General features: G+C 61.1%; 15 protein-coding genes and 1 CRISPR repeat array (1 of these 16 cut by a window edge). Of the genes, 10 read left to right on the top strand and 5 right to left on the bottom strand.

The features are described 5' to 3' along the window. Positions 1 to 48: 48 nt before the first annotated feature. Genes HHJ06_RS04725 through HHJ06_RS04710 form a run of 4 tightly spaced genes read right to left on the bottom strand, consistent with a single transcriptional unit; the run spans position 49 to position 4,456 of the window. Positions 49 to 894, bottom strand: coding sequence for a hypothetical protein (locus tag HHJ06_RS04725; RefSeq protein ID WP_215428069.1), 846 nt, complete (start codon positions 892 to 894; stop codon positions 49 to 51). A 36-nt stretch (positions 895 to 930) separates the two neighbouring features. Further along, complete coding sequence (locus HHJ06_RS04720) at positions 931 to 2,466, bottom strand: SUMF1/EgtB/PvdO family nonheme iron enzyme (RefSeq protein WP_215428067.1); 1,536 nt, start codon at positions 2,464 to 2,466, stop codon at positions 931 to 933. Continuing rightward, positions 2,466 to 3,674, bottom strand: a complete 1,209-nt coding sequence (locus HHJ06_RS04715) for a tetratricopeptide repeat protein (protein ID WP_215428065.1) — start codon at positions 3,672 to 3,674, stop codon at positions 2,466 to 2,468. Before HHJ06_RS04715 ends, HHJ06_RS04720 begins: the two co-directional genes overlap by 1 nt. Further along, positions 3,671 to 4,456, bottom strand: coding sequence for a hypothetical protein (locus HHJ06_RS04710; RefSeq protein WP_215428064.1), 786 nt, complete (start codon positions 4,454 to 4,456; stop codon positions 3,671 to 3,673). Before HHJ06_RS04710 ends, HHJ06_RS04715 begins: the two co-directional genes overlap by 4 nt. Before the next feature lie 369 nt (positions 4,457 to 4,825). On the opposite strand from HHJ06_RS04710, the gene HHJ06_RS04705 reads away from it, so the two are divergent. The 10 genes from HHJ06_RS04705 (at position 4,826) to HHJ06_RS04660 (ending at position 16,023) form a co-directional block, all read left to right on the top strand. Further along, on the top strand, positions 4,826 to 5,443 hold the full coding sequence (locus HHJ06_RS04705; RefSeq protein ID WP_146016511.1) for a hypothetical protein: 618 nt from the start codon (positions 4,826 to 4,828) through the stop codon (positions 5,441 to 5,443). Further along, on the top strand, positions 5,440 to 5,772 hold the full coding sequence (locus HHJ06_RS04700; RefSeq protein WP_102711358.1) for a hypothetical protein: 333 nt from the start codon (positions 5,440 to 5,442) through the stop codon (positions 5,770 to 5,772). Before HHJ06_RS04705 ends, HHJ06_RS04700 begins: the two co-directional genes overlap by 4 nt. A gap of 43 nt (positions 5,773 to 5,815) precedes the next feature. After that, on the top strand, positions 5,816 to 6,109 hold the full coding sequence (gene gatC, locus HHJ06_RS04695; protein WP_022397159.1) for an Asp-tRNA(Asn)/Glu-tRNA(Gln) amidotransferase subunit GatC: 294 nt from the start codon (positions 5,816 to 5,818) through the stop codon (positions 6,107 to 6,109). 56 nt (positions 6,110 to 6,165) lie between these two features. Further along, positions 6,166 to 7,578: an Asp-tRNA(Asn)/Glu-tRNA(Gln) amidotransferase subunit GatA gene (gene gatA / locus HHJ06_RS04690; RefSeq protein ID WP_215428061.1), complete on the top strand. Its 1,413-nt coding sequence runs from the start codon at positions 6,166 to 6,168 to the stop codon at positions 7,576 to 7,578. 55 nt (positions 7,579 to 7,633) lie between these two features. Then, positions 7,634 to 8,617 (top strand): AAA family ATPase, encoded by a 984-nt coding sequence (locus tag HHJ06_RS04685; RefSeq protein ID WP_102711352.1) that lies wholly within the window; start codon positions 7,634 to 7,636, stop codon positions 8,615 to 8,617. Between the two features lie 94 nt (positions 8,618 to 8,711). Continuing rightward, complete coding sequence (locus HHJ06_RS04680) at positions 8,712 to 9,602, top strand: DUF58 domain-containing protein (RefSeq protein WP_215428059.1); 891 nt, start codon at positions 8,712 to 8,714, stop codon at positions 9,600 to 9,602. A 17-nt stretch (positions 9,603 to 9,619) separates the two neighbouring features. Further along, a complete protein-coding gene (locus tag HHJ06_RS04675) occupies positions 9,620 to 10,234 on the top strand; it encodes a DUF4381 family protein (RefSeq protein WP_215428057.1) in 615 nt (204 codons plus the stop codon). Positions 10,235 to 10,240: 6 nt separating this feature from the next. Continuing rightward, positions 10,241 to 11,227 carry a VWA domain-containing protein gene (locus HHJ06_RS04670; protein WP_215428056.1) on the top strand — a complete coding sequence of 329 codons (987 nt, stop codon included), beginning with the start codon at positions 10,241 to 10,243 and terminating at the stop codon, positions 11,225 to 11,227. Positions 11,228 to 11,245: 18 nt separating this feature from the next. Continuing rightward, positions 11,246 to 13,561, top strand: a complete 2,316-nt coding sequence (locus tag HHJ06_RS04665) for a vWA domain-containing protein (RefSeq protein ID WP_215428054.1) — start codon at positions 11,246 to 11,248, stop codon at positions 13,559 to 13,561. Positions 13,562 to 13,608: 47 nt separating this feature from the next. Next, complete coding sequence (locus tag HHJ06_RS04660; RefSeq protein WP_215428052.1) at positions 13,609 to 16,023, top strand: tetratricopeptide repeat protein; 2,415 nt, start codon at positions 13,609 to 13,611, stop codon at positions 16,021 to 16,023. A gap of 342 nt (positions 16,024 to 16,365) precedes the next feature. Here HHJ06_RS04660 and HHJ06_RS04655 read toward each other — a convergent pair whose 3' ends face one another. Next, on the bottom strand, positions 16,366 to 17,193 hold the full coding sequence (locus HHJ06_RS04655; protein WP_215428050.1) for an aldo/keto reductase: 828 nt from the start codon (positions 17,191 to 17,193) through the stop codon (positions 16,366 to 16,368). 325 nt (positions 17,194 to 17,518) lie between these two features. Then, positions 17,519 to 17,681: direct repeats of the CRISPR family, unit length 31 nt; it runs 842 nt beyond the window's last position.

The raw sequence follows: 17,681 nt of genomic DNA, 5'->3' as shown, positions 1-17,681 counted from the left end.
CGGGAGCAGTTGCCTTCCCCCGCGCGGATTCTGGAAAAACAAGTCCGGCTACATGCCCGGCACGTCCGCGGCATCCGGCACCGTCTTGGGCTGCACGGTGGGGTCATAGTGGACGGCCCCGGTCACGCGCACGCTGCCGTCCGGCAGAAAGACCATGGAGGGGGAGCCCATCACTTTTTTGTAGTACTGGAGCTTTTCCATGGTTCCGCGGCAGTTGATGCGGGAGTACGCGCCCAGCAGGGGAGTGGTGGGGAAGAAGACGTGCACGTTCGCCTTGCCGTCCACCATGCACTGCGGCCGCGTGGTGCCCAGCCAGTCTCCGATGCACACGGCATTGTAGGCCACGCCCGTGTCCGGGTCCTTCGTCTGCACGTACAGTTTCTGGATTCCGCGCACGGCAATGGTGCAGATGGAGAAGGTGCACCGCTTGGCGCTGCCCGGAATGGCTACGGTTTGGGACCACATGGGGGTGCCGGTACGGACGGCGAAGAGGGATTTCTGGGAGGCGAACATGTCCTTCTGGTTGGGCATTTTCACCACCGCCTGCACATGGTAGTTCCCTTCCCGGGAGAGGTCATAGAAGTGCCGCAGGTCAATTTTCCGGGATACGCTCATGCCGGCGGGAACCTTGAGCGGCGGGAACATGGCAAATTTGGACTGCGGGAGTTCCGCTCCCGCGGTGGAGTGCTCCACATGGATGTCCAGCCAGGAGGAGTATTCCTGGCTCTTCAGTTCCACGGGCACGCCGGAGTTGTTGGTGATGGTCAGCCTCATGTACATGGCCTCCCCGCTCAGGAAGGTTTTCTTTTCCGGAACGACTTTCACGTAGATCTGGGCCAGGGCACCGGACGTCCCCATCAGGGCCAGCAGCAGCATTGCAAGGATGTGTTTCATGGTATTGGTATATCGAGTAGGTGTTTTTTAAATAGGTCAGCGGACGTCCCGCACAATTCTGAAGCCCAGGTTGTCCCGGCATTCATCACGGGAGCGCAGGTACTCCACCCTGTTGGTGATGCCGGGGTGCTTCCAGTCCCCGCCGCAGGCCACAGGCCCCGGCGGCTCTTTCACGCGCGCGGGGTCCTTTTCCATGGAGGAGGTCCACTCCATCACGCCGGAGGCCATGCCGCACACGCCCGTTTTTAAATCATAGTCATTGCTGTACCGGTCAATCACCAGGGTTTTGTCCCCCTTTTCCCCCGTGTCCAGCATGGCGCCCAGGGCCATCCATTCCCGGCGCGCAGGCAGCCGGTAGCGCGGCTCTCCCGGCGCAACGGGTTTCCAGCTTGCATACGCCCAGGCATCCCAGAAGCTGACGTTGACCACCGGGGAACGGGGCGTGATTTTCCTGCCCTTCCATTTCCCCCCCGGAGTATTGGCCGCCGTCCACATGGCTTCCCAGTCCGCGGGAACGTGGGTGGCGGTCTGCTTGTCCGGCTGGTCCGGATGGGAGTATTCCTCCCTCAGTTCCGGGGTAAGGCGCGCCCACTGGTCCAGAAACAGGCGGTAGGATTCCATGGTGATTTCATGGGCTCCCACCATCAATTCCCCGCCGCCGGGAAGGGTTACGCGGACTTCCGTATGGTCGCTGGCGGAGAAATCCGGATAGTGTTTCGGAGCCGGAGGCGGAGCAGGCCCGGAGACTTCCTCCCGGGGGAGTAAAAGGAGCACGGCACCGGCGGCTATTCCTGCGCCCAGCAGGCCCGCTCCGGCCCAGAGCATCCATGCCCCGCGTTTTCTGCGGGGTTCCACGGGAACGGTATAGCGGTGGGTGGTGGCACGCGGGGAGATTCCCAGTTGTTCGCGCACCGCGGCAATCAGCTCCATGACCTGGTCCCAATGCATCGGCTTGCCATTCTGGCCCTCCTGCATCCACTCCAGCAGGGTGCGCATGCGGGTGGTCCCGGGCACGTCCGGCGTGACCAAGGGCAGAAGGTCGGCCCCCAGGCGCTTCATCTGCGCGCGGGATATTTCTTCATGAAAGTCACCGGGCATGGCCGTATTCATCAGCCGCACGGCGGACTTGTCATCCAGGAAGATGTGGCGCGGCTCCATGACGTTGAAGGCGATTTGCAGGCGTTCATACCTGCCGCACATGCCGCCAACCGTTTCAATTATTTTCAGCAGGTCCTTCATGGGCAGAGTCTGCCCGCGGTCCAGCATGGACTGGAGGGAGGAGCCCCCCAGTTGTTCACTGGTGACGAACCAGTACCCCTGCGCCTGGGACGCCTCGTAAACAGTGCCCAGCACCGGGGCGGTGAGAGCCGCCCGCGTGCGGGCTTTCATCAGGAAGTCCTCCACGCTCACGCCCTCCGCGTTGTCCGGGTCCAGCAGTTCCAGGAATACGGAACGGTCCATGCCCTGCTGGATGGCCTGGTAGAGAATCCCTCCCCGCGTGCGGCCGATGAACGCCACCAGCGTGTAGTCGCCAAAGTTGTGGGGAAGGTCGAACATGGGCAAGTCAGGCATCAGGGAGGCAGAAGGGAGTCATAGGAGTCGGAAACCGGAGCCGCCTCCACCGGGGGCAGCAGGCCGCCGTCGTAAATTTCAGGCATGCCGGAAGGGGAACTCTGGTTCATCTGTTCCAGCAAGAATAGCACGGGGGGGGAGGCATGGCAATCCATCGGTTCACCCTTATAGTATAATTTGGCGGTATATCCGTAATACTTGAGGCTTCCGTAGGCGATCGTCTCTTCCTCCGTCAGGGGGGGCATGTAGTAGGTCACCTCCATGATTTCCTCCCCGTCCGCCCAGTCCGCCGGTTCCGTGACGCACCGTGAGGAGGGTTCCGGAGCGTGCGTCTTTTCCACCTTTTTTCCGTTGACCTTGTCAAAGAACTGGACAATGACGCGCAGGTCCTCCGGCCTGACATTCAATCCATCCTTCATCAGAATGGGAACGATGAGCTTGACGCGCTCCCCGGCGGGGCATTCCGGATCCCGGTATTCCAGAATGGTGCCGAAGGACATATCCCCCCGCAGGTCCGCCGGGCTGGAAAAACCGGCCTGGAGGTGCTTCGCCGCGCGCGCAAAGTATTTCCCCGCCTTTTCCCGCTGGGTGTATACCTTCAGGAAAAACTCCCGGGATTTATCCGCATTTCTCAGCCATTCATACGTGAGGCCGTAATAGTAAAGCACCACCGGATTGTCCGGCTCCAGCCTCATGGCCTGCTCCAGCTTCACCACCGCCACTTTAAGGTCTCCGTCAATCTGGGCATACCGCGCCGCCTTGACAAGTTCCGCCACTTCCTCCGTCATGGGCGGCATGGCTTCAGCCGGGTCCTCCGGCGCCCGGGGGGCCTGGGCGGAAACATCTTCCCCCCCCGGCACGGCAGCCGCCACGGCGGCGGGGGCCGGATCGTCGGCCGGGTCGGACAGGTCAGCATCCCGAAGCATTTCCTCCACGGAACGGGGTTTTTCAGAGGACGTTCCCGGTACGGGGGGCGCCTCCGCGGGTTCCTCGTCTTCAATAGGGGCAGACGGGGCCTGCGGGTCGGCTTCCGCCGCCACGGCCACGGGAATTTCCACCATTTTTTCCACCACCACGGTACGGGCGGACAGGCTGAAGGAGACGCCCACCATCAGGAGCAGGATGAAGGCCAGCGCGCCCAGCGTCCAGCAGGCAATGCCAAACGCACGGTCACGGGCGTTTTTTTCCGGTATGGGGGACTCGCTCATATGCCATGCTCCGCATGTTCCCCGCCATCCTTCCGGGCAGACGGGGCGTCCGCATCCGGAGCTTCTTCATAATCAACTACCTCTCCCCGGTAAAGGGACAGAAGGGCCTTCATGAAATCCTCCGCGTTGTTGGGGGAGTCCTCCTTGCGGAAGCCCCCGTAGGTCAGCCCGTCCAGCCTGATGCGGTTTCCCCCGCATTCCGGTTTCAGCGTCGCAAGGGCCAGCCCCTTCTGCTTCCACCGGCGCAAATCAAGACGGGCAATGTCCTCCACGCGGAAGGTTTTGCCGGCAGCCGTCACCTGCCCTTCGCTGAGGGCCATTTTCCTGCCGCGCGTCCTGACTAGGAAAAACAGGGCCACCATGGCCAGCACCATGCAGACGCTTCCGGCCACCCATTGTTCAAAAATCTTGGAGGCGTCATACGGATGGTCCTCCGGCTTGATGGGGTAGCGCATTTCTCCGGAATAGGACTGCCATGCGGCGCTCCACCCCTTTCCGGGGGCGGACATCAGCCCATAATCCGCCAGCACGGCGGGCCATGCCGTTCCGGTCCTGTCCACGCCGGAAGGTATCTTGTACCCCTCCGGGAATTCCACGGTGCGCGCCATGACGGTACGCTCCCATTCATCCCGGGACGCGCCGTTTCCGCTCACTTCACGGTCAAAGAGGGCGCCGGCATCCACAAACGCCTTGTGCATGAAGAATTCCAGGTTTTTTTGAGGATACCCGGTGGAAGCATCATAATAAAAGTACACTCCGAACCCCAGGAACATGAGAGCCATGAGAACCGCCCTGCCGGTGAACCACATGGTCGGCTTACATTCTACCGTGTCAGACTGCATGTTCCTTACATACCAACAATGCCATGCCCTTGACCATAAAAAAAGCGCACGTCACCCGCCTTTGCGGGAAAGAGGGGCGGATTCCTTCCCGGCGGCGGGTCCGGACATGCGGCGGAGGGGAATAAAACGCCCCTGCATTCCGTTCCGGGGATGTACCTGGAAAATCACTTTTTACCTTCTTCTTGGCTTGATTTATTTTGTGAAAGTTAAATAATAACACGCGCAGGGATTGCCTGACGGGCCCATTTTGCCCGGAAACGCCGTAATCCGCTGCATTCCCGTATCCCGGCACGCATCATTTTACCGCATATGAGACCAAGCAATCCCCAATACCGCCGCATGGACGCCGATCCCGGTTTCAATCCCCAGGCAGACGACCAGGTGGATTCCGACATGGAACAGGCCCAGCTTAGGCTGGAACAACTGCGGAAGGAAAAGGAGGAGGTGGAGAGCTCCCGCCGCCGTCTGGAGGAAAGCCATCTGCGCAAGGCCCGCTTCATGGACCAGCAGAACGAACTGGGGGACCGCATGGTGAACGCCGCGGACCTTATTTCCAGAGAGGTGGAAAGCCTCCGGCAGGAGAGCAACGAGCTGGAACAGATTCATATGACCCTGACGCGCAGCCTGAAGATGCTCAGCACCGTGCGCCCGGATGAATGGCCCATTGAAAATACGGACAACCTGATCAGCCAGGGCCAGCAGGTCATTGACCGCTGCGAGGAGGAATTTGCGGACGCCGTCCAGCAGTGCGCCCGCATGCAGCACACCAAGGTGCTCACGGGCGTGCGCCGTTCCAGCAAGGTGCGCATCAGCTCCCGCGAATTCATGACCCAGTTCCTCCAGGGCCTTTCCTTCCATCTTCCCCTGCTCCTGATTGCTCTCATTATCCTCTTCTTCATCTGGATTTTCAGCCCCTCCGCATCATGATTAAAAGAAAAGCCAAACGCCGTTCCTCAGAACTGGCAGAACTGGACCGCGCCTCACGGGAAATTGAGAACCGCATCCAGGAATTGGAAGCCTCTCTCAAACGCCCCGCGCAGCAGACCCGCATGCGCCTGGACCGCAATACCATGCCTCCGCCGGACCGCGTGCGGGAAGGCACCCAGAACCGCGCCCTGCGCGCCGTGGTGGCCCGCGACGGCCGCGCCACCAACATGAGGCGGGAGCTGCGTGAAAACTTCATGCTGCTGGGCCTGCTGGTTTGCGCCATCGCCGCCTCCTTCTGCTGGATTGTCCGCCTGCTGGAGCAGCAGTAGTCCTTCCCCTTTTCCTTTCTCCCACATGACGCACGTTCCCATCATGAGCACGCCCCAAATTGACGTAGCCTACATTGCCAAACTGGCCCGCATTGACCTGACGGAGGAAGAGGCCGCCCTCTTCTCCAAAGACCTGGACAAAGTCCTGGCTTATATTACCAAGCTGGAATCCTACGACGTCACGGGCATCGCCCCCATGAACCATCCCCTGCCCACGATGGATGTGATGCGCAAGGACGTTCCGGAGCCCGGCCTCTCCCAGGAGGAAGCCCTTTCCAACGCCCCCCAGCAGTCCCAGGGGCAGTTCCGCACGCCCAAGGTGGTGGAATCCGCCTGACCTCCTCCCCGTCTTTCCCTCTTCACGCTTCAACCGTTCTTACCCCTTCCTTTTTCATGTCAAGCATTCAAGGCACCCTGGCCCAGTGGCGCGACCGCCTGCGCCGCAAGGAACTTTCCCCCGCCGAACTGGTCAATCTGACCGCGGACGCCATGGAGGCGGACCGGACCACCAACGCCTACATCTCCTTTGACCGCGAGGCCGCCCTCCGTGCCGCCGCCGCCGCGGATATCTCCAGCCCCCTGGCCGGCATCCCCATCGCCGTGAAGGACAACATCAACGTCCTGGGCCAGCCGACGCGCTGCGCCTCCCGCCTGCTGGCCCCCTATGCCTCTCCCTATGACGCCACCTCCATCCGCCTGCTGAAGGCGGCGGGCGGCATCCCCCTGGGCCGGACGAACATGGATGAATTCGCCATGGGCGCCAGCGGTGAAAACTCCGCTTACGGCGTCACGCGCAACCCGAACGCTCCGGACCACATCCCCGGCGGCTCCTCCAGCGGCTCCGCCGCCGCCGTAGCCTCCGCCACCGCCATCGCCGCGCTTGGCTCGGATACGGGCGGCTCCATCCGCCAGCCCGCCGGGCACTGCGGCATCGTGGGGCTCAAGCCCACCTACGGGCGCGTTTCCCGCTACGGCCTGGTGGCCTTCGCCTCCTCCCTGGACCAAATTGGTCCCATGACCCGGACGGTGGAAGACGCCGCCATCCTGCTCCAGGCCATTTCCGGGCATGACCCGAAGGACTCCACGTCCGCAGACCAGCCCGTGCCGGACTTTGAAGCCGCGCTGGGCCGTGACGTGAAGGGACTGAAGGTGGGCATCCCCGCGGAATACTTCACCTCCGGCAACCATCCGGGCATTTCCGAGGCCGTGCAGAACACCGTGAAGCAACTGGAAAGCCTGGGCGCGGAACTGGTGGAGATCAGCCTTCCCCATGCGGACGCCGTGGTGGCCGCGTATTATATCATCGCCTGCGCGGAGGCCTCCTCCAACCTCTCCCGCTTTGACGGCGTGCGCTACGGCAAGCGGGCGGAAGACGCCAACGGCCTGGTGGAGCTCTTTTCCCGCACCCGTGAAGAGGGTTTCGGCCCGGAAGTGAAGCGCCGCATCATCCTGGGAACGTACGTACTCAGCTCCGGCTACTATGATGCCTACTACTCCCGCGCGCAGAAAGTCCGCTCCCTGGTTGCCAAAGACTTTGCGGAAGCCTTCTCCAGGGCGGATATCATCGTGGGCCCTACCTCCCCCGCCCCCGCGCCCAAAATAGGGGATTCCGCCCTGGACCACCTCCAGACCTACCTGGCGGACATTTACACCATCCCCGCCAACCTGGCAGGGCTTCCCGCCATCTCCATCCCCTGCGGGGCGGTGAAGGAAGGGGACCTGGAACTTCCGGTCGGCTTCCAGATGATCGCTCCCCATTTCCGGGAAGACCTTCTGTTAAAAACCGGATTTGCCCTTGGGAAATAATCGGAATTTTTCAACGCCGGCGCACGGCAGACTGTCTCACCCGCTATCAACAATCATGGACACCCGAGAATTCAACGAAATTATCGCCGCGAACTCATCGTGGATTTCTGCTCTCAGAACGGAGGTTGGCAAGGTGGTCATCGGCCAGCAGGCGCTGGTAGACAGGTTGATCCTCAGCCTCCTATGCAAGGGGCACGTTCTTCTGGAAGGCGTGCCCGGCCTTGCCAAGACGCTCTCCGTTAAAGCCATGGCGGGCACGCTGCACGCGCAGTTCGCCCGCATCCAGTTCACGCCGGACCTTCTGCCGGCGGACCTGCTGGGCACCATGATTTATAATCCGGAGGAAAGGCAGTTCACAGCCAAGAAAGGCCCGATCTTCGCCAACCTTATCCTGGCGGACGAAATCAACCGCGCCCCGGCCAAGGTCCAGTCCGCCCTGCTGGAAGCCATGCAGGAACGCCAGGTGACGCTGGGTGAAACCACCTACCGCCTGCCGGACCCCTTCCTGGTGCTGGCTACGCAGAACCCCATTGACCAGGAAGGCACCTACCAGCTCCCGGAAGCCCAGCTTGACCGCTTCCTCTTCAAGGTGCTGGTCACCTACCCCACGCGGGAGGAGGAACTCCAGGTGCTGGACCTGATGGCAAGCTCCGCCAAGCCGCCGGAAACCTCCCCGGTCACCACACCGGAACAGGTGGCGGCCTCCCGCGATCTGGTCAACCAGATTTACATTGACGACGCCGTGCGCGGCTACATCGTGGACCTGGTGCGGGCCACCCGCTTCCCGGAAACGGTGGACGTAAAGCTGCGCGGCCTTATCCGCGCGGGCGCGTCCCCCCGCGCCACCATCAACCTGGCCCTGGCCTCCCGCGCCAACGCCTTCATGCACCACCGCTCCTTCGTCACCCCACAGGACATCAAGGACCTGGCCCATGACATCCTGCGCCACCGCATCCTGCTCTCTTATGAGGCGGAAGCGGAAAACATCACCACGGACGACGTCATTGACCACATCCTGACGAAGGTCCCCGTGCCGTGACGCCAGGAGACGGTTCCCCCGTCCGCCTTATCCTTCAGGCCCTGCGGGGCGCCTCATGAAAACCTGATTGAACTCAAACAGGGAGGATTAATTCATGGATAAAGCCTCAGACATTCTCAAGCGCGTGCGCCGCATTGAACTGCGCGCCAGGCATCTGGCCACGGAAAACTTTGCCGGGCAATACCAGTCCGGCTTCCGCGGCCAGGGGCTGGACTTTGACGACTTCCGGGAATACATGCCGGGGGACGACCCCCGCTTCATTGACTGGAAGGTGACGGCCAGGATGAACTCCCCCTTCGTGCGCCGCTTCCGGGAGGAACGGGAGCAAGCCGTCATTCTGGCGGTGGACGTCAGCGGCTCCATGCACTACGCCTCCTCCGCGGCCCGCGCCTCCAAGCTGGATTACGCGGCGGAAGTGGCGGCGGTGCTCGCCTTCAGCGCGGCCCAGAGCGGGGACAAGTGCGGCCTGCTCATTTACGGGAACAGCCATTCCCGGTACATCCCCCCGGCCAAGGGCATCAAGCAAACCCTGCGCATCGTGCGCGAAATAGTAGCCAGTAAAAACGACGGGACGGACCAAAGCATCTCGGACGTAGCGCGCCAGCTCGTCCTTTCCCAGAAGAAGGCGGCCATGGTGATCATGATCAGCGACTTCTGGAGCGAGCACAACAAGGCCGCCCTGGGCCAGCTCAACTTCAAGCATGACTTCATCCCCATCCGTGTGGCGGATCCCATGGAACTCCACCTTCCGGACGCCGGGCGCGTTATCTTGAAAGACACGGAAACCGGCCGGAGCATGTTCCTGAACCTCTCCCGCCAGGACGTCCGTGAAGCCCACGCCAACGTCGTGCACCTGCACCGTGAAAAATGGACGCAGGATTTCCGCCGCCTGGGCATTGACTTCCTGGACCTTCAAACCACGGACAACTTCATGCCGCCCCTCCAGGCCCTCTTTTCCAGAAGGTCCCGCAAATTCTCACGCTAACCCCCTCCCCGCCAGCCATGCCAGCACCCGCCACCTTCCAGACTCCCCCCACGGCCATTCCGGAACCGCCGGCCTTTCCCACGCTGATGGAAACGCAATCCCCGGACGCCTACCTTCAAGCGGGCTTCTGGGATACGTGGGGCATCTGGATCATGCTCGCTGCCATCCTGCTGGCTGTCGCCATCGCCGTTATCGTACTCATCCGCAGGAAGGGGCAGACTCCCCCCGCTCCGCTCAGCCCGGCGGAAACCGCCATCCGGGACATCACGGTGCTCCGGGAAACGCATCCCTCCCTCAGGCAGGCTGCCGTGGAATTCTCCCTTCTTCTCCGCAAATACCTGGTGGGGGAAACCAAAGACCCGGCGCTGTATGAAACCCAGCAGGAATTCAACCGCCGGGCGGACGCGCTCACCGCGCTCCCCTCCGAACTCCAGGGCCCCACACGCGACCTGCTGGACCGCATGGCCTCCCTGAAATATGAGCCGGACACCCCGGAAAACGACTCCCTGGTCAACGAACTGGCGGACGACACAGTCCAACTTATCAATGACATAGAAAACGACGCCCGCCGCACGAAAGAGGAAACGGACCTTGTCGTTAAAAAACCTTCCCCCCGCTCCAACCAACGCTAGCACACCATGACGGAACACTTCCAATTCGCACAACCTGAATGGCTCTACGTCCTTCCCTTCATCTTGTGCCTCATTATCCTCCGCCGCAGGCGGGGAGCGGAAGGCTCCATCACCTACCCCACCGTGCGCTTCATCGCCTCCCTGGCCCGCAATCCCCAATCCCTGGCCGGGAAAATAGGGGCCATTTGCTTCGTGCTCGCGGCGGCAGCCATCGCCATCGCGCTGGCGCGCCCCCAAAACGTGGAAGATAAAACCTTCCGCACCGTCAACGGCATTGACATCATGATCGCCTTTGACCTCTCCTACTCCATGGAGACGCCGGACATGGTCCTCAACCGCATGCCCATCAACCGCCTGGTGGCGGCCAAGCACGTCATCACCCAGTTCGTGGACAGCCGCCCGGACGACCGCATCGGCGTGGTGGGCTTTGCCGGAAAGACCAAATCCTTCTGCCCCCTCACGCTGGACCACGCCCTGGTAAACAGCATTATCCGTGACTTCCACCTGCGCATGATCCAGGCAGACGGAACGGCCATCGGCTCCGCCATCGCGGCGGCAGCCACCCGGCTGGACGACCGCAAGGACACCAAATCAAAAATCATCATCCTGGTAACGGACGGCGCCTCCAACTCTGGCCAGATATCCCCGCTGGTGGCGGCGGAAAACGCAGCCAAGCTGGGCATCAAGATTTACACCATTGCCGTGGGCACGGAAGAAGGCACCCTGGCGAACGGAATGGTGGTGCAAAGCGAATTTGACGAACCCACCCTGCGGAAAATAGCCCAGATTACGGGCGGGGAACACTTCCGGGCCACGAACATGGCCTCCTTCAACAAGGCGTTCACCTCCATCGGCAAGCTGGAAAAAAGCGAGGCCAAGGTGCAGACCGTCCGCCACATTGAGGAATACTTCATGTACTTCCTTGTCACGGGCGCCGCGCTGACTCTTCTGGGCCTCTCCCTGCAAGTGCTCAAACCCGCCCCGGCCCCGTAACACCATCCCTTCCCCGCCATGACCTTCCTTTATCCCTACGTTCTGTACGCGCTCATCCTCCCGGCCCTGCTCGCGGCGGCGGCCTGGTGGCTGTGGCGCCGCCGTTCCAGAAAATGGGAAGTGCTCGTCTCACCGGAATACCGGCAGGAGCTGGTCCACGCTCCGGCCACCTGGCACCGGGTGCTCCCCGTCATCTTTGCCGTGCTGGCGTCCATCTTCGCCATCCTCTCCGTAGCCCGCCCGGTGGACGGCTATACGGAGGTAAGGGAAATCCCCAAATCCCGCAATATCCTCATCGCCATTGACTGCTCCCGCTCCATGCTCAGCAAGGACGCCTCCCCCACGCGCCTGGGAAGAGCTAAAACCGCCGCCTACGACCTGCTGGACGCCCTGCCGGGGGACAACTTCGGCATCATCATCTTCTCCGGGGATGCCGTCCTGCTCATGCCCCTCACCCATGACCACAATGCGCTGAAGGAAACCATTGAACAGCTTCAATTCGGCTGGGTATCCCAGGGGGGAACCAACCTGGAAAACGTCGTGCGGCTGGCCCTCCAGACCTTCAAGCGGGACAAGGAGGCGGACGCCAGAAACGCCCTGGTCATCCTGAGCGACGGGGAAGACACCGTCAACATCACCTACAAGACGGCGGAAGCCGCCCGGCAGCATGAACTCATCATCGTCACGGCGGGCATCGGCACCACCATCGGCACCACCATTCCGGATGAACAATCCCCTTCCGGCCTGTACCGGGACCGCCGCGGCCAGCATGTCGTTTCCAAGCTCAACCCGGAAAGCCTGCAATACCTGGCCCGGCAGACGGACGGCCAGTATGTGCAGCTCTCTGACGGAGCTGCGCTCAACCGCTTTGTCAAGGACATTGCGGACCGCCTGGACGTCACGGAAGGAAAGGAGGAAGTGCGCCGCGTGCCGAACGACCGCTACGTCATCTTTGCCGTTCCGGCCCTGATCTGCCTGATCCTCACCCTTCTTGCCGGCACCCGCTGGCGCTCCTTCCGCCGTTCCGGACGCCGCGGCATGGCCGCCCTGGGAGCCATGCTCCTGCTTTCCGCCGGACTGCTGGGCACGGAGGCGCGAGCGGACACGGGCGCCCTGGACAATGTCACGGACCTGCTCCGCACGGGAAAAACGGAGGAGGCCGTCAAGTCCATTGACGAGATGCTTTCCGCGCCGGACCTGGCTCAAGAAACGCGCCAGGCGCTGGAATTCGCCAAAGGCTGGCTGGAACAGAAGGAAGGCAACGCCAAGGAAGCCGCGGAAGCCTTCTCCCGGGCGCTCCTTTCTCCCAAAGCCAGCCTTCAGGCGGACTCCCACTTCAACCTTGGCAACCTGGAAGCCGCCCAGGCACGAAAAACCATGACCTTCTCCAGGCCGGACGAGGAACAGCCTCAGTCCCGACCCTCCTCCATTGATGACCAGATCAAGGAAATAGATGCCCGGCTGGCAAAAATTCCCGTGGCAAAAGAACACGTCAAGGAGGCCGTCAAGCGCTTTGACGATGCCATTAATGCCTACCGTTCCCATGAAGGAGCCGCTGCCAACAGGGAAGACATGCTCCGTTACGACAAGGAGCTGGACGAATACCGCAAACAGCTTGAGGAACTAAAGAAGAAATTGGAAGAGGAAAAGAAAAAACAACAAGATCAGCAGAACAAGGATCAGCAGAACAAGGATCAGCAGAACAAGGATCAGCAAAACAAGGATCAGCAAAACAAGGATCAGCAAAACAAGGATCAGCAAAACAAGGATCAGCAAAACAAGGACCAGCAAAACAAGGACCAGCAAAACAAGGACCAGCAAAACAAGGATCAGCAAAACAAGGATCAGCAAAACAAGGACCAGCAAAACAAGGACCAGCAAAACAAGGACCAGCAAAACAAGGACCAGCAAAACAAGGACCAGCAAAACAAGGACCAGCAAGACAAGGACCAGCAAGACAAGGACCAGCAGGACAAGGACCAGCAGGACAAGGACCAGCAGGACAAGGACCAGCAGGACAAGGACCAGCAGGACAAGGATCAGCAAAACAAGGATAACGCCCAGGACCGGGAAGACCGGAATGAGATGAAAAACGCCCAGCTCCCTTCCTCTCCGGAAAAAGACAAGCTGCCGGAAACGCCGGGAGCGGAGCAACCGCAGCCCCAGCCGCGCCCGGAAGGGGACAAGCCCGTACCGGTAGCCACGCAAAAGGAAAGCAAGGAGGAAAAGGAACGCCGTGAAGCCAGGGCCATCCTGATGGAACGCAGGGATATTGAACCAGGGTGCCCCGTTCCCCAGCGCTCCCCGGAAATTCCCCCGGACAAGGACTATTAACCTTCACCCCTTTCATTATTAACCCCTTCAAACCACACCGCAACATCATGAAAAAATTGTTCGCCATTCTTTCACTCTTCTTCTGCATGGCCATCACGGCCATGGCGCAGCAGGTGGTCACCACCTGGCTGTCTGACGCCGTGGTGCCGGGAGAACAGACCCGCCTGTTCATCATCCTGACGGACGGCAGCATCGCCCGCCAGGACCCGCTCCCCAGGGTGAAAGGCGCCAGCCTGCGCTGGGTCAGCCAGGGCAACTACATCCGCTGGCCCGGGTCCCCCAACCAGTCCGCCTTCCTGATGGCCATTGAAGTCACGCCGGATGAAGTGGGCACCGTGGAAATCCCCTCCCTCACCCTCCAGGCCAACAACGGGCGCACCTATACCACGCTTCCCCAGACGCTGACCGTTTATCCGTACAGCGCCATCAAGTGGAACACGCTGAACATGAACGGAACCACCGTGCCGTACGGCATGCTGTGGCATGTGGACAACCAGAGGCCCTACGTGCACCAGCCGGACCGCTGCGAACTGAAAATATACGCTCCGGAATACATCCTGGAATACACGGCCCCCACCATCACCACCTCCAACCTGGCCACCTGGCGCTTTGAACCCACGCTGGTGGAACTGCTCCGCGGACAGCCCCGCGGTTCCGTCCTCTATAAAGGCGTAAACTGGAACGTCATGACCTTCCAGAGTACCCTGTTCCCGCTGCGCGCCGGGGAAGTCACCGCCGCGGGCACCGTTACGGCCCGCGCCACGCTGCCGGAGGCGGATCCCCTCATCGCCAACTTCATCCGCTCGGAAGTGCTGGTGGAAATGTCCATCCCGGAAGTAAAAATCACGGCGCAGGAACTCCCGGAGGGAGCGCCCGCCTCCTTCACCAACGCCGTAGGGGAATTCCGCATCTCTTCCAGCACGGATGCACGGGACCTCAGCGCCAATGAACCCATCACCGTCAAGATCAAAGTGACAGGCACGGGCAACATCCACAGCATTGCCTGCCCGGCCCTCACGGACGCCTCCAACTGGAAGCTCTACCCGCCCAACAAGCTGGACCCGGGCCAGAACACCCGCACCATCCAGGGAACCGTGGAATTCCAGCAAATGCTGCGCCCCATTGCCCAGACGGATGCCATCCCCCCCTTTGAACTCACTTTCTTTGACCCCAGCACGCAACAGTACAAAACCGTGACCACCGCCCCCATTCCGCTGGAATGGAAGGCCTCCGCCATCACCGGAGCGGCGGCCGGAGCCGCTGCGCCCGCCACACCTCCCCCCGCGGGCACCATCCCGGTAGCGGACATGACGGACATCTATGGCCTCATGCCCGCCTCCGTCATGAACGCCCTGACCGCCCCGGCCCACTGGGGATGGTACTTCCTGGCTTACATCCCCGCCGTCGTCCTGCTGGGCATGGCTCTCATCCGCTACATCCGGAAAGTCCAGAAGGAAAGCTTCACGGCCAGGGAGCGCATGCGTTCCTTCAGGAGGCTCGCCTCCACCCCGCGCCACGCCAGCTCCACGGAATTCCTGCGCGCCGCAGGCAACTTCATTGAAAGCTACATCCCGCCCACCAAACAGAATGAAGAAATGAAAACGATCCTTCAGCTCCGGGATGACACGGCGTTCAAACCCTCCGGCTCCGCGGACGAACTGCCCCATGCGGAACGCCAGCACATGCTGCAAGCCATTAAAAAAGCCATTGCCAAGCTTCCCGTGGTCATCATGGCCGCCGTCCTGGCGGTGTCCCTGGCCGGAACAGCCGTAAACGCGGAGGAAGCGGACAACCTGGGCGTACAGGCCTACGAGCAGGGGGAATACGCAAAAGCCGCGGACTACTTCAGCAAGGAAAGCGCCAACCCGGACCTCTCCAGGGCGGAACGCGCCTATGCCTGCTTCGTCACCGGCAACGCCTACTACCGCATGAACAAGCCCGGACTGGCGGCTCTCAACTACCGCCGCGCGCTGGAGCTATCCCCCTACTTCACGGAGGCCAGATACAACCTGGAATTCATTGAACGCAAGGAAGGCGCCATCCTGCCGCCGGACACCACGGAAAACCAGTGGCTCACCTACCTCAGCCATGATGCGCTGGGCCCGGTCTCCATCCTCTCCGGAGCGGTCATGCTCACCTTCCTGGCCCTCCTGACCGTCACCCGCAGGCACGGCGCGCTGCTGACCATCCTGGCCACCCTCAGCGGCCTGGTCACCGTGGCGGCTGTCATGAACTACATCATGTACCCGGAAACGCCGGAATCCGTCCCCGCGGACCGCCTTCTTGTCGTCACGCAAAAGACGCCCGGCAGGCATGCGGCTGACCTGGCCAGCCCGGCCATTATCACCCTTCCGGAATCCACCCCGCTCATCCTGCGCGCGGAACGCGGCTCCTGGTACTACGCCAGCACCTTCCAGAACACGCCCGTCTGGATACCCAGGACGGACGCCCAGCCGCTGTAAAGCCGGCCGCACTTTCCCCCCTTGCAAAGGGCCGTTCTCCCGGACCCCGGCTTTCCGGAAGAACGGCCCCTGTCCATGCCTGAACGGAGCTACGCAGGCACACGGCAACGGCGCTTTGAAGAACCGGGCCATGTCCCGATGCCCAGGAACCGCTTTCACGGGAATTTCCATCTTTTTCTCCTCCCCCATTTCCGGGCGGATGGAAGAAAACAAGGCGGAAACATCCGGAGAAAAAATCCGGGAATGCCGGAAATCCACCTGCTTTAAACAAAAAAAGTGAAGGGGAACTGACGGGTAAACCCGGCCTGTCCCGCTTCACTCGCAACCGTGCGGCGGCATGGTTTACCAGGAATCCAGATGCACTTTCCTGCCCGGAGGCGGAAAAGCCTCGTCCAGCAGCTCCACATCCCCCGCCGTCAACTTAACGGACAGGCTGTGGTAATTCTCCTGCACATGCGTGACGGAACCGGCCTTGGGAATGGCAATCATTCCGGGCATCCGCATAATCCAGGCCAGCGCGATCTGCACCGGGGTGGCCTCATGCTTCAGGGCCAGCTCCACCAGAACGGGATGGGTGCACAAACGACCTTCATCCGCCGGAGAATAGGCCATTACGGGAATATGGCGTTCCCGGCACCAGGGCAGCAGGTCATACTCCACGCCGCGGTGGGATAAATTATAAAGAATCTGGTTGGCCGCGCAGCTCTTTCCTCCCGGTACGGCATAAAACCGTTCCATCTCCGCCACATCCATATTGCTGACGCCCCATGATTTGATTTTACCCTCCTGCTGCAACTCCAGCATGGAGGCCACCGTATCTTCAATGGGATGGGGACCGCCCCAGTGAAGCAGATATAAATCTATGAAATCCGTCTTCAGCTTCTTCAGGCTACGCTCACAGGCGGCCTTCGTCCCGGTTCTGCTGGCATTGCCCGGAAGCACCTTGGTCACTAGGAAAACGCGGTCGCGCAATCCGCGGATCGCCGCACCCACCAAGTCCTCGTTTCCGTACATTTCAGCCGTGTCAACCACGCTCATGCCCAGCTCAATGCCGGCGCGCAGCGCCTTGATCTCTTCGGCCTCCCTTAACGCCGACTTTCCCATCTTCCAGGTTCCCTGCCCCAGGGCGCAAACCTTCCGATGGTCCGGAAAAATCACTGAATGTTCCATTGCCGGTATTCTTTCTACCTGATCGTGCACGTTCATACTGTATAAACCTTTGACAACATTCAGAGAAAAAAGATCAAGAATGAGGACGTTTCCCTCATTCATCCGGGCCCCGGCTTACCCAGCGCCCCCGCTTCAGCGTGAAATAACGTACACGGGAATTTTACACAACTTGCTTATAATAAAATAAACTTATATCAAAACAGAACCAAGCGGAACATGCCGCCGCAAAAAGTTCCGCGCCGCCGTGCTGTCATACCTGCCGCCGGGCATGCATTTTGGCTGATAAGGGCCTCGCTTTTCGCACGGTTCCGTCTCCCTCCAGCGTGTTTAAATCCACGCACCCGTGAGGGTGCGACGTTGTAAAGCCCGAAAGGCGTATTCCACTTATGGGTTTCAATCCACGCACCCGTGAGGGTGCGACTGACGATGCGCACGACGGGGGTAGTCGGCGCAGGGTTTCAATCCACGCACCCGTGAGGGTGCGACGC

It is taken from the genome of Akkermansia muciniphila, from assembly GCF_018709685.1.
Taxonomy (GTDB): Bacteria; Verrucomicrobiota; Verrucomicrobiia; order Verrucomicrobiales; family Akkermansiaceae; genus Akkermansia; species Akkermansia muciniphila_E.
The sequence above is the reverse complement of the archived record's forward strand: the minus strand, read 5'-3'. Positions and strand labels throughout refer to the sequence as shown.